Raw genomic sequence first — 11,269 nt, forward strand, 5'->3', positions numbered from 1 at the left:
CAACAATATGATTTTTGAGTATTTTTGTCTGACAGATCCGGGTCTGGTCAGGGACAACAACGAGGACTCCGTGGCCCTCGATCCCGACAACCAGATCGTGGTGCTGGCCGATGGCATGGGCGGGTACAACGCGGGTGAAGTCGCGAGCGCGATGGCGACCACCTTCATCCGGACCGAGCTCGGGCGATGGATGTCCGAGGGGGGGCATGAGGCCAGCGCGCGCGAACTCAAGCGCGCCATGGAAATCTGCATCGACAACGCCAACCGGTCCATCTTCAACGCCGCGAATTCCAACGCGCAATACGCCGGCATGGGCACCACCCTGGTCATGGGCGTGTTCCATGGCGCGCGCGCCATGATCGGCCATGTGGGCGACTCGCGCTGCTACCGCCTGCGCGCCGGCAGCTTCGTGCAGATCACGCGGGATCACTCCTTGCTGCAGGAGCAGATCGACGCCGGGCTCATTTCGCTGGAGCAGGCCCAGTACGCCACCCACAAGAACCTGGTCACCCGCGCCCTGGGGGTGGAAGACACGGTGTTGCTCGAGGTTAACGAGTACCGGGTCGAGGACGAAGACCTCTATCTGTTCTGTTCCGACGGGCTCAGCGACATGATGAGCGACGAGCGCATTGCCGCCATTCTGGTGACCGCGGGCACGCTGGAGGAAAAGGCGCAGGCCCTGGTGGACGGGGCCAACGACTGCGGTGGACGCGACAATATTTCGGTGATACTGGCGTATGCTCGATCGAAGCCGATCCGCAAAGGCCTGCTCTCGCGGATGCTCGGCAAGTAGTCGCCAGCGCCATTTCAGAATTCAATCAATAGGTTCCAGAGGAGTCGGCCATGCCGAAAATGATCGTTTCCATCGACGGTGTCGTCATCAAGGAAGTGCAACTCACGAAAGACCGCACCACGCTGGGCCGGCGTCCTTACAACGACATCGTGATCGACAACCTCGCGGTCAGCGGTGAGCATGCCGTGATGCAGATGTCGGGCATGGACGTGTTTCTGGAAGACCTCAACAGCACCAACGGCACCTACGTCAACGGCAAGGCGATCAAGAAGCAGCAGCTGCAGAACGGCGATGCCGTCGAAATCGGCAAGTACAAGATCAAGTTCGTGCACGAAGGCGCGAGCGAAACCTACGAAAAGACCACCGTCATCAACGCCGGCTCCGTGGTGGAGGCCGGCGACTCCCAGGGCGCACCGCTGGGCAACGCCGCGATCAAGGTCATGTCCGGCACCGCGGCCGGTCGTGAAGTGCCTCTGGTCAAGGTGGTGACCACCATTGGCAAACCCGGTGTGGCGGTGGCGGCCATCACGCGCCGGCCCCATGGTTATGTGGTGGCCCTGGTCGAAGGCACGCAGAAGCCCACCATCAACGGCAGCCCCATCGGGACCGACGCCGTGAACCTGCACCATGGCGACCTGCTGGAACTGGCCGGCACGCAGATGCAGTTCGTCCAGCACTGAGACGAACCCGAGCCATGCCTGGGCATGGCGGCCATCGGCAGAAATGCCAAAAAAGTCCTTTCCGGCGCCTGGTCAAACGGGTAGCCTTCGGCAGTCGGTTGCCAACCCGGCTTGTTCGGGTTGAGGCAGCCAGTTTCCCCATCCAATGTGCCGGCGGTCCCGGCCATGCCACTGCCAAAGCTGCCAAATGAGGGTCCGCGTACTGGGGTGCTCTGGCGCCATCGCCCATGGTTGCCGCACCACGTCCTTTCTGCTCGACGACAACGTCCTGATCGACGCCGGTACCGGCGTGGGCGATCTGACCCTGGATGAGATGGCGCGGGTGGACCACGTCCTGCTCACCCATTCGCACCTGGATCACGTGGCCGCGCTGCCCCTCATGCTCGATGCCGTGGCCGCCCGGCGCCTGGCCAGTGGCGCTGCGCCGCTGCAGGTGCACGCGCTGCCCGGCACCATCGCCGCGCTCAAGGTGCACATCTTCAACAACCTGATCTGGCCCGACTTCTCCGCCATTCCCAGTGTGGACACGCCGCTCATGCGCTTCGTGTCCATTGCGGTCGGCGAGGTGCTCCATGTCGGCGGCAAGTCGGTCGAGGTCTTGCCTGCGGTGCACACCGTGCCGGCGGTCGGCTTTGCCGCCGCCAGCGCCTCGGGCCACTGGGTCTTCAGTGGCGACACCGGGCGCAACCCGGCGTTCTGGCAGCGCGTCAACCAGCTCCCCGTGGCCCTGCTGGTGATCGAAACCGCCTTCAGCGACCGGGAGCACGCCCTCGCGCAGCGCAGCCTGCACTTGGCCCCCAGCTTGCTGGCGCAGGAACTGGAGCAGATCGATGGCCGCCAGCGCTATCCGATCTACATCACCCACACCAAGCCGGCGGAAACCGGCCTGATCATGGAAGAGATCCGCCGCTTCGACGAAGCGCCCAACCACACGGGCGATGCGCGCCACGACATCCGCTGGCTCAGCGCGGGGCAGACCTTCGAACTGTGACAAAAAGCCGTTGCCTGAGGGCGAGGTGACAAAAATTGTCGGTCGCATGTCGATGCAGGGGTCACCAAATGTCACTGATGCAGGGTAAAGCGCTAAAAAGACCTCAAAAAGCGCGGCATTTCGGGCTGGCACGGTGTCTGCTGATAAGGATGCGTCTTTACCCCAACCTCTGTCTCCTAGGAGTTTCCACATGAAGCTGAAGCATTCCCTGCAAAAAGGTTTCACCCTGATCGAATTGATGATCGTGGTGGCCATCATCGGTATTTTGGCCGCTGTTGCACTGCCGGCATACCAGGACTACACCGTGCGCGCACGCGTGTCGGAAGGCTTAGTCGCTGCTTCGGCTGCAAAGGTTAACGTTCAGGACGTGCTGTCCTCCGGCAACCCCCAGTCATCGGCCAGCGGTTACGCCACCGGCTACACGGCGCCCGCCGCAACGCGCAACGTGACCAGCGTGGCGATCGCGCCCGCCACCGGCGTGATCACCGTGACGACCACCGCAGCAGCTGGTGGCGGTACCCTGACCATCACCCCCAACGCCCCGGCCGGCTCTGGTCTGCCTGATGCTTCTGCCGGTCCTTTCACGCCTCCCGCTCAATCCGTGGCATGGCGTTGTGCCGCCGCCGGAGCCAACGCCACCGCCAACGGTTTCACTGGTGTGACCGCTGGTGACCTGCAAGCCCGTTTCGCACCTGCTGAATGTAAGTAAACTCTTGATTCGCAATGCAAAAGAAAGAGCGCTTCGGCGCTCTTTCTTTTGGAGGCTCTTGACACCATGGCCCTGGTTCCGCGCATTCGATCCGCCGCACAACCCGCATTCCTGCACCTGTTGTTGAGCCTGCTGGTCGCCAGCGTCGTGGCATGGGTGGTATTTCGTGTTTGGTACCCCTCTCCCTTTCACAACATTACGGGGGGAGGGGCGCTGTTCATCATCTTGATGGCGGTCGACGTGGTGTGTGGACCTTTGCTGACTCTGGTGTTGTACGACTCAGCCAAAGCGCGTTGGAAGTGGCGGGTGGACATTGCGCTGATCGCCATCACTCAGTTGAGTGCATTGATTTATGGCCTGGTTCAGGTGGCCGCCGCGCGACCGGTGTTCGTGGCGTTCGAAGGCGATCGGTTCCGTGTTGTGCAGGCTCAGAACGTCGACCGTAAGGCGCTTCAGGACGCCGCCGAATCTTTGCGCTCGTTGGGGTATGGCGGTCCACGATGGTTAGGTGTGAGGCTGGCTCGCATGGGTGATGCCGACCATCTCAACAGCCTGCAACTGGCTATTCATGGTCTGCATCCCGCCTTTCGCCCTTCTCGCTGGCGCCCGTTTGAAGAACAGAAGCCCGAACTGCAGCAGGCGCTGAAGCCCATCGGCGCTTTGCGCCAGAAGAATCCGCAAGGCGGCGCAGCGCTGGATGCCAGGTTGGCAAAGCTGCAGCTGACAGATGACCAAGTCGGGTTCCTGCCACTGGTGCACGAACAGATCACCGACTGGGTGGTGCTCGTCCGCCGAGACGATGGTCAACCTTGTGGATATCTCCATCTGGATGGGTGGTGACACTATGCCTGAGCAAGCCCAACAACCGCTTTCGATTGCCGCGATAGGTCTGTGCAGCCTGCTGGTTGCGGCGCCGTGGTTCTGGCCGCTGCTGATAGGACCCGATTCGTCCATGTGGCCCAACCTCTCAGCCTGGACGGCCGGAGCGTTGCTGTTCCCCTTGTTGCCTCGATTGGGAGAGGATGCCGGGCGGGCGATCGCGAGCGGCTGGTTGCTGGCGGCGCTTGGCAGTGCGGTGTTAGGTTTGCTACAGTACTTCGACTTGGAAAACGGGTTGTTCCCGTGGGTCGCACCCACGGTGCCAGGTCATGTGATCGCGAACGTGCATCAGCCCAACATGCTCGCTTCTCTGCTGGCCGTGGGCTTGCTGAGCGTCTGGTGGTTATTGATGCAACGGCGGCTGACCGCATGGCACGCGACATGGATGACGGTGCTGTTGATCATCGCGTTGGCCGCGACGGCCTCGCGCACCGGAATGCTGCATCTTCTGGCGATTTCCACATTGTTGTTGTATTGGCATCCTCGCCAATGGTGGCGCGTGCTGCCTATCCTCGCACTGGGATGGGGGCTGTATCTGGCTGCCACCGATGTGTTGGCGTGGCTAGCCTGGGTGCTGCGCGGCATCGACATTGACCGTAAGCTCCTGAGTCGACTGAGTGGTGAAACCGGCTGCCAGAGCCGTCTCATCCTGTGGGGCAACATGCTCGAGCTGATTTCGCAGAAGCCTTTGACAGGTTGGGGCCCGGGCGAGCTGATGTATGCCCACTTCATCACCGACTATGCCGGCCCGCGCTTCTGCGACAAACTGTCCAACGCCCACAATTTCCCGCTGCATCTAGCCGTCACACTGGGCGTTCCCCTGGCAACGCTCCTGTGTGCGCTTCTGGCGTATGCGCTCTTCAAGCTTCGATCGTGGGCGGTGCGCGAGCCAAAGGAGCGGTTCTTCTGGGGCGTGCTGGTTCTACTGTTTCTGCACAGCCTGCTGGAGTACCCGATGTGGTACGGCGTTTTCCAGTTGATGGCCTTGCTGGCGGTGTGGCAGATCTACCGCATGCGATCAGGAAATGATGAGCTAGGCGCACCCAAGGGTGCCGCACTGACATACGCCCGGACGGCCGTATCGACACTGTCGCTGTTGGTGATCGGCTTTGTGGCGTGGGATTACCACAAGGTCAGTCAGATTTATCTGCCGGACCACATGCGGATGGCCAGTTTCAAGGAAAACACCTTCAACAAATCGCGCGATACCTTGCTGTTCAGGGAGCATGTGCTGATCGCACAGGTTGTGGGGACCGGACTGAACGCAGACAGCGCCGCGCCCATGCTGCAGGCCTCGCTGGCCGCACTGCACATCGCGCCAGACTCCCGGATCATCCGTCGCGTGATCGAGTCGGCTGCGTTGATGGGAAAGACCGATGTGGTCCGTTTCTACATAGCGCGTTATCGGGCAACCTGGCCCGAGCAATACGAGGAATGGCTCCAGCTGCAGCGGTCCGCGTCTGGTCAGGCCGGCGAGGCGGGCTTGGAGTTGCTCACGAAGTGACCGCTTTTGCCGCCACGCTTCTCGAGCAGGCGCACGTCCGACATCACCATCCCCCGATCCACGGCCTTGCACATGTCGTAGATGGTGAGCAGCGCCACCGACACCGCTGACAGGGCTTCCATTTCCACCCCGGTCTGACCGGTGCATTCGGCGGTTGCAAGACAGCGCACGCTGTGGGACTCGGGTTCGATGTCGAATTCCACCGCCACGCGGGTCAGCGCGATCGGATGGCACAGCGGAATGAGGTCGCTGGTCTTCTTGGCGGCCTGGATGCCGGCGATGCGCGCGATGCCGAGCACGTCACCCTTTTTCGCGGTGCCCGCCTGGATCAACGCCAGCGTGGCCGGCAACATGGTGATGCGGCCTTCCGCGACGGCCACCCGGTGGGTGCTGGCTTTGGCCGCCACGTCGACCATGTGGGCCTGGCCCTGGGCGTCGAAGTGAGTCAGGGGAGAGGAAGCTTTTGTATCGGTCATGGGGGCTTGTTTCGCGGGCTTTACAGAACCGTCGGGCGTTGGCGGCATCATACGGGGATGCGTTTTTTACCGAAGTCGCTGCTTTCCCCTGTTCGACGCACCGCCCTGGGCCTGGGCGTGCTGGCCATGGCGTCGATGCTGCTGCCCACACCGGCCTCGATCGCCCAGCCGGTCCGTGACGGCACGTCCACCTCCTCGCTGCCCAGCCTGGGCGACGGCGATGGCATGTCCATCGCGGCCGAACGGCGCCTGGGGGACCGCATCGCGCGCGACATCTACCGCGATCCGGACTACCTGGACGATCCGGTGCTCGGCGACTACCTGCAGGCCTTGTGGCAGCCCCTGCTGGGCGCGGCGCGCGATCGAGGTGACGTGCCGCCCGAACTGGCCGAGCGCCTGGCCTGGGAGCTGGTGGTTTCGCGCGACAAGCGCGTCAATGCCTTCGCCCTGCCAGGGGGGTACCTTGGCGTGAACCTGGGCCTGATCGCGATCACCGACAAGTCCGAGGAACTGGCTTCGGTGATGGCGCACGAGCTCAGCCACGTGTCGCAGCGCCACATCGCCCGCATGATGACGCGCGAGGAGCGCATGGCGCCGTGGATGATGGGGGCGATGATTCTGGGCGCGCTGGCGGCCGGGTCCAACCCGCAGGTGGCCAGCGCCGCGATCGCGGGCAGCACGGCCGTCGCGGCACAGACGCAGCTGAACTTCTCGCGCGACATGGAGCGCGAGGCCGACCGCGTGGGTTTTGGCGTCCTCACGGGCGCCGGTTTTGACGGCCTGGGCTTCGTGAGCATGTTCGACAAGATGCAGCAGTCCTCGCGCTACGACGACGGCTCGTTCCCCTACCTGCGCAGCCACCCGTTGACGGGGGAGCGCATTGCCGACATGCGGTCCCGGGTGCCCGCCGGGCCGGCCGCGGCGGCAGGCGGCCAGGTGGGCCCGATCAAGGCCACCACGCCGGATGCCAGCGGCGCCACCGCACCGGCCGCTCCCCTGGGCCTGCGTCTGGACCTGCCAGGCGCGCGGGGCGCGTCCAGCGCCTCCGTGGGCTTGCCCATGCCCTCGCGCAGCGTGCACGTGCTGGTGTCGGCGCGCGCCAGGGTGCTGGCGGAGAACGGTCCTGATCGGCAGCGCGCCTGGCTCGCCAATGGCCGATCGGCCAATGCCTCGCCCGGCGACCGTTACGCGGCCGCGCTCTCGGCACTGCGCCTGGGGCAGCGCGATCTGGCTCTGGAGCTGGCGCAGCAGTTGCGCACGGCGGTGGCGCCCGAGGCGCGCCCCACGGTGGATGCGCTGCTGCTCGACATCTTGCTGTCGCCCGTCGCGGGCGGTGTGCCTTCCCTGCCTCCCGCGCAGGCGGCCCTGCTGGCGGAACTGCGCGACCAGGCCCTGGCGGGAACCTCCCGCGCCAGTGCCCTGCTCGGTGCGCAGGCCGCGCTGGCCACCGGTCAGCCGCAGCGCGCGGTCAGCCGCTTGCAGGCCTGGGTGGCGCTGCAGCCGCGCGACGCGGTGGCCTGGCAAACGCTGTCACGGGGTTATGCCGTGCAAGGGCAGACCATGCGCGCCATCCGTGCCGAGGCGGAGGCGCGTGCCGCCCATCTGGACTTCGGTGGTGCGGTGGACCGCTTCAAGGCGGCCCAGGCGCTGCCCGCCGCGCAACGCGCGGACGGCATGGAACTGGCCATCGTGGACAGCCGCCGCCGTGAAGTCGAGGCGCAGTTGCGCGAGTCCGTGCGCGAAGAGAAGTAGGCCCGGCGACGGGCCGACCGATCGGCTCAGCGCGAGCCGATGGAGCGCATGGCGGAACTCACCAGCAGCATCAACACCGAGTAGATCAACGAGCCCAGCAGCGCGGCCAGGAAGCCGTTGACGCGGAAGCCATCGAGCACACCCGACGCCGCCCAGAACATCAGGGCGTTGATGACGAACAGGAAGAGGCCCAGCGTGACGATGGTGACGGGCAAGGTCAGGATCACCAGGATGGGCCGCAGCACGGCGTTGAACAGGCCGATGACCGCCGCGGCGATCAGGGCGGAGGTGAAGCTCTGCACCTGCACGCCGGGGTAGATGTAGGCCACCACCAGCAGGGCGCAGGCCGCGAGCAGCCAGGTCAGGATGAGTTTCATGCGGACCAGCATAGCACCGGCGGCCCGCCGACATGAAAAAGGGCGGCGCCCTGTCGGACGCCGCCCTGGTGTGTCAGGACCTCGGAAGGCCGGATCAGCCTTCGTGCACCACCGGCGGACGGCGCGAGGAGATCCACTTGCCCAGTGCGAGCACCAACAGCGCACCGACGACGTGGGCCGACCAGTACAGCGTGTCGGAGATGACCGCCATGCCCTTCTCATCCACCGTGCCGAGCTTGGGCATGAAGGTCCACTTGTCGGGGGTGACGAAGGCCGGGTCGGTGACCAGCATGCCACCGGCGATCCAGCCCAGCAGCATGCCGCCCAGGGTGATGATGATCGGGAAACGGGCCATCAGCTTGATGACCATGGTGCTGCCCCAGACGATGATGGGAATGGAGATCAGCAGGCCCAGCACCACCAGCAGGAACGAGTGCTCGCCCGCGTTCTGAGCGGCACCGGCGATGGCGATCACGTTGTCCACGCTCATCACCAGGTCGGCCACGATGATGGTCTTGATGGCGGCGAACAGCTTGTCGCTGCCCTGGATGTCGCCATGCGCCTCGTCATCGGGGGCCAGCAGCTTCACGCCGATCCACACCAGCAGCAGCGCGCCGACGAGCTTGATGAACGGCACGGTCAGCAGCGTCATCGCGAAGGCGATCAGGATGACCCGCAGCACGATGGCGCCGAAAGTGCCCCAGATGATGCCCTTGGTGCGCTGTGCGGGCGGCAGCTTGCGGCAGGCCAGCGCGATCACGACCGCGTTGTCGCCACCCAGCAGGATGTCGATGATGATGATCTGTCCCAGGGCGACCCAGAACGCGGGCGATGTCAGGAAATCCATAAATTCCTCGTTGTCGTTTGTCCAAATGGGTGGGGGCGCGAGCCGATCTCGTCGCCATCCGCCCGGCCTTCTCTTCTCATGTATCGACCACCATGGTCGATCGGAAGGCGCTGTGTCATCCGCCCGCAATGGCGCAACTGCGCTGGCGAAGGGGATGGACATGCCTTGATCGGCCCATGGGGCCTATCAAAGGTCTTGCTCAGCCCGGCAAGGTGATTGCCGGGCCCGGGTTGCCGGAAGCGGTGGCTTCGTATTGACGACAACCCGAATGTCCAGCGGCAAGCGCTGGAGCGGAGAGCTACTCCCCTTCGAGACCCGCGATTGTAGCGGGCCGTTACCGCGTCCGGTGCCTGGGACGGGTACGCAGTTACCACAAGGCCGGGGTTGGTTCCGGTTGCCGGTGCGTTCATCGAAGGGCCAGACTGGCTATGATCCACACCCCATGGCCGGCATCCACATCACCGACATCGAAGCCGCGATCAATTACTGGCGTGAGCGCTCACCCTCGCCAGACGGTGTCTCCCTGTGCAAGGAGCTTCGCGCTTTGGCCGAGGTGTATGCGCTGATGATCTGGTTCCACGAGACCGAGGCCGACGAGGCCACGTTGCCCGCCCGCGCCCGCGAGGCCTGGCTGGCCTGGTACGAAACCACGCCCGACACGCCGTGCATCGCGATCTGCTCGACCAGCCAGGGCGACGAGGTCTGCAAGGGCTGTGGCCGGCGTTTCGACGAAGTGCAGCGCTGGACCGAGATGACCCCCGGTGAGAAACGCGCCAGCTGGCGGCGCATCACCATCGAAGGCGACGCCTGGCGCTTCAACCGCTACGCCGAGCGCGCGCTGGAAGAGCCCGGTTCCGGGCGGTAGTCAGACGCGCCGCGCCAGCTCGGTGGCCTTGCCGACGTAGCTGCCCGGGGTCATGGCCAGCAGGCGGTCTTTTTCGGGCTGGGGAATGTCCAGGCTGCGGATGAGTTCGTGCAGCGCCTCGGCGGTCACGGTCTTGCCGCGCGTGACTTCCTTGAGTTTTTCGTAGGCGCCCGAGACGCCATAGCGGCGCATCACGGTCTGGATCGGCTCGGCCAGCACTTCCCAGGACGCATCGAGGTCGGCGGCGATGGCTTCCTCGTTGAGTTCGAGCTTGCCCAGCCCCACACCCATCGAGTGGTAGGCCAGCACCGCGTAGCCCAGGGCCACGCCCATGTTGCGCAGCACGGTGGAGTCGGTCAGGTCGCGCTGCCAGCGGCTGATGGGCAGCTTCTCGGAGAGGTGGCGCAGCAGCGCGTTGGCCAGGCCCAGGTTGCCTTCGGCGTTCTCGAAGTCGATCGGGTTGACCTTGTGCGGCATGGTGGACGAGCCGATCTCGCCCGCCTTCAGGCGTTGTTTGAAATAGCCCAGGCTCACATAGCCCCAGATGTCGCGCGAGAGGTCGATCAGGATGGTGTTGGTGCGCGCGACCGCGTCGAACAGCTCGGCCATGTAGTCGTGCGGCTCGATCTGGATGCTGTAGGGCTGGAAGGTCAGGCCCAGACCGAGCGGCTCGGGCTGTTCGATCACGTTGCGGCTGAAAGCCTCCCAGTCGAACTCGGGCCAGGCGCTCAGGTGGGCGTTGTAGTTGCCCACGGCGCCGTTCATCTTGCCCAGCAGCTTGACGCCGGCGATGCGGTCGCGTGCGGCGCTCAGGCGCACCACCACGTTGGCGATTTCCTTGCCCACGGTGGTGGGGCTGGCGGTCTGGCCGTGCGTGCGGCTGAGCATGGGCACGGCCGCGTAGGCGTGGGCCATTTCGCGCAGCTTGTCAATCACCGCGTCCAGCGCGGGCAGCAGCACGGCGTCGCGCCCGCCCTTGAGCTGCAGGGCGTGGCTGGTGTTGTTGATGTCTTCGCTGGTGCAGGCGAAGTGCACGAACTCGGCGGCCTTCTCCAGTTCAGGACGCGCTTCGAAGCGCGATTTGATCCAGTACTCGACCGCCTTCACGTCGTGGTTGGTGACCTTCTCGATGTCCTTGATGGCCTGGCCATCGGCTTCGCTGAAGTTCTTCACCAGGCCCAGCAGGTAGGTGCGCGCGCCGGGCGAGAGCGGCTTGAACTCGGCCAGGCCGGCGTCGGAGAGCGCAATGAACCAGGCGATCTCGACCTGCACGCGGCGGTGCATGTAGCCCTGCTCGCTCATGAAGGGGCGCAGGCTGGCCAGGCGGCCGGCGTAACGGCCGTCGAGCGGCGACAGGGCGGAAATGGCGCTGGGGGCGCCGGGGATGGTGTGGGCG

General features: G+C 64.9%; 12 protein-coding genes. 8 read left to right on the forward strand and 4 right to left on the reverse strand.

Features of this window, described 5'->3' with window-relative positions:
* The first annotated feature begins 7 nt into the window (after positions 1-7).
* The 6 genes from AC3WPZ_RS22475 to AC3WPZ_RS22500 all read left to right on the forward strand — a co-directional run bounded on the left by AC3WPZ_RS22475 (position 8) and on the right by AC3WPZ_RS22500 (position 5,556).
* Complete coding sequence (locus tag AC3WPZ_RS22475) at positions 8-793, forward strand: Stp1/IreP family PP2C-type Ser/Thr phosphatase (RefSeq protein WP_382322316.1); 786 nt, start codon at positions 8-10, stop codon at positions 791-793.
* A gap of 50 nt (positions 794-843) precedes the next feature.
* On the forward strand, positions 844-1,473 hold the full coding sequence (locus AC3WPZ_RS22480; RefSeq protein ID WP_382152925.1) for an FHA domain-containing protein: 630 nt from the start codon (positions 844-846) through the stop codon (positions 1,471-1,473).
* Between the two features lie 187 nt (positions 1,474-1,660).
* Entirely contained in the window at positions 1,661-2,464 is an 804-nt protein-coding gene (locus AC3WPZ_RS22485) for a 3',5'-cyclic-nucleotide phosphodiesterase (RefSeq protein WP_382152928.1), read from the forward strand.
* Between the two features lie 190 nt (positions 2,465-2,654).
* Entirely contained in the window at positions 2,655-3,173 is a 519-nt protein-coding gene (locus AC3WPZ_RS22490) for a pilin (protein ID WP_492441628.1), read from the forward strand.
* A 66-nt stretch (positions 3,174-3,239) separates the two neighbouring features.
* Positions 3,240-4,013 carry a TfpX/TfpZ family type IV pilin accessory protein gene (gene tfpZ, locus AC3WPZ_RS22495; protein ID WP_492441630.1) on the forward strand — a complete coding sequence of 258 codons (774 nt, stop codon included), beginning with the start codon at positions 3,240-3,242 and terminating at the stop codon, positions 4,011-4,013.
* Positions 4,014-4,017: 4 nt separating this feature from the next.
* On the forward strand, positions 4,018-5,556 hold the full coding sequence (locus AC3WPZ_RS22500; protein ID WP_492441632.1) for a PglL family O-oligosaccharyltransferase: 1,539 nt from the start codon (positions 4,018-4,020) through the stop codon (positions 5,554-5,556).
* On the opposite strand, the gene moaC is transcribed toward AC3WPZ_RS22500, so the two are convergent.
* Positions 5,517-6,032: a cyclic pyranopterin monophosphate synthase MoaC gene (gene moaC, locus AC3WPZ_RS22505; protein WP_492441634.1), complete on the reverse strand. Its 516-nt coding sequence runs from the start codon at positions 6,030-6,032 to the stop codon at positions 5,517-5,519. The two genes, AC3WPZ_RS22500 and moaC, sit on opposite strands and share 40 nt — an antisense overlap.
* 57 nt (positions 6,033-6,089) lie before the next feature.
* Here moaC and AC3WPZ_RS22510 point away from each other — a divergent pair, with 57 nt between their 5' ends.
* Positions 6,090-7,784 (forward strand): M48 family metalloprotease, encoded by a 1,695-nt coding sequence (locus tag AC3WPZ_RS22510; protein WP_492441636.1) that lies wholly within the window; start codon positions 6,090-6,092, stop codon positions 7,782-7,784.
* 26 nt (positions 7,785-7,810) lie between these two features.
* On the opposite strand, the gene AC3WPZ_RS22515 is transcribed toward AC3WPZ_RS22510, so the two are convergent.
* Complete coding sequence (locus AC3WPZ_RS22515) at positions 7,811-8,161, reverse strand: phage holin family protein (RefSeq protein WP_492441638.1); 351 nt, start codon at positions 8,159-8,161, stop codon at positions 7,811-7,813.
* A gap of 94 nt (positions 8,162-8,255) precedes the next feature.
* The gene (locus AC3WPZ_RS22520; RefSeq protein ID WP_382152949.1) at positions 8,256-9,008 is read right to left on the reverse strand and encodes a TerC family protein; all 753 of its coding nucleotides are present in this window, start codon (positions 9,006-9,008) and stop codon (positions 8,256-8,258) included.
* A 442-nt stretch (positions 9,009-9,450) separates the two neighbouring features.
* Between AC3WPZ_RS22520 and AC3WPZ_RS22525 the strand changes: the two genes are divergently transcribed.
* On the forward strand, positions 9,451-9,873 hold the full coding sequence (locus AC3WPZ_RS22525; protein ID WP_291111565.1) for a DUF3717 domain-containing protein: 423 nt from the start codon (positions 9,451-9,453) through the stop codon (positions 9,871-9,873).
* On the opposite strand, the gene purB is transcribed toward AC3WPZ_RS22525, so the two are convergent.
* Entirely contained in the window at positions 9,874-11,259 is a 1,386-nt protein-coding gene (gene purB / locus AC3WPZ_RS22530) for an adenylosuccinate lyase (RefSeq protein ID WP_492441640.1), read from the reverse strand.
* Between the last annotated feature and the right edge of the window lie 10 nt (positions 11,260-11,269).

The sequence above is a fragment of the Hydrogenophaga sp. FW305-3-2-15-A-LB1 genome, from assembly GCF_058787875.1.

What these genes read in the sequence shown, in the direction of transcription:
- AC3WPZ_RS22475 (WP_382322316.1), top strand. Translation starts at nt 8, where the DNA reads ATGATTTTTGAGTATTTTTGTCTGACAGATCCGGGTCTGGTCAGGGAC.
- AC3WPZ_RS22480 (WP_382152925.1), top strand. Translation starts at nt 844, where the DNA reads ATGCCGAAAATGATCGTTTCCATCGACGGTGTCGTCATCAAGGAAGTG.
- AC3WPZ_RS22485 (WP_382152928.1), top strand. Translation starts at nt 1,661, where the DNA reads ATGAGGGTCCGCGTACTGGGGTGCTCTGGCGCCATCGCCCATGGTTGC.
- AC3WPZ_RS22490 (WP_492441628.1), top strand. Translation starts at nt 2,655, where the DNA reads ATGAAGCTGAAGCATTCCCTGCAAAAAGGTTTCACCCTGATCGAATTG.
- tfpZ (WP_492441630.1), top strand. Translation starts at nt 3,240, where the DNA reads ATGGCCCTGGTTCCGCGCATTCGATCCGCCGCACAACCCGCATTCCTG.
- AC3WPZ_RS22500 (WP_492441632.1), top strand. Translation starts at nt 4,018, where the DNA reads ATGCCTGAGCAAGCCCAACAACCGCTTTCGATTGCCGCGATAGGTCTG.
- moaC (WP_492441634.1), bottom strand. Translation starts at nt 6,032, where the DNA reads ATGACCGATACAAAAGCTTCCTCTCCCCTGACTCACTTCGACGCCCAG.
- AC3WPZ_RS22510 (WP_492441636.1), top strand. Translation starts at nt 6,090, where the DNA reads ATGCGTTTTTTACCGAAGTCGCTGCTTTCCCCTGTTCGACGCACCGCC.
- AC3WPZ_RS22515 (WP_492441638.1), bottom strand. Translation starts at nt 8,161, where the DNA reads ATGAAACTCATCCTGACCTGGCTGCTCGCGGCCTGCGCCCTGCTGGTG.
- AC3WPZ_RS22520 (WP_382152949.1), bottom strand. Translation starts at nt 9,008, where the DNA reads ATGGATTTCCTGACATCGCCCGCGTTCTGGGTCGCCCTGGGACAGATC.
- AC3WPZ_RS22525 (WP_291111565.1), top strand. Translation starts at nt 9,451, where the DNA reads ATGGCCGGCATCCACATCACCGACATCGAAGCCGCGATCAATTACTGG.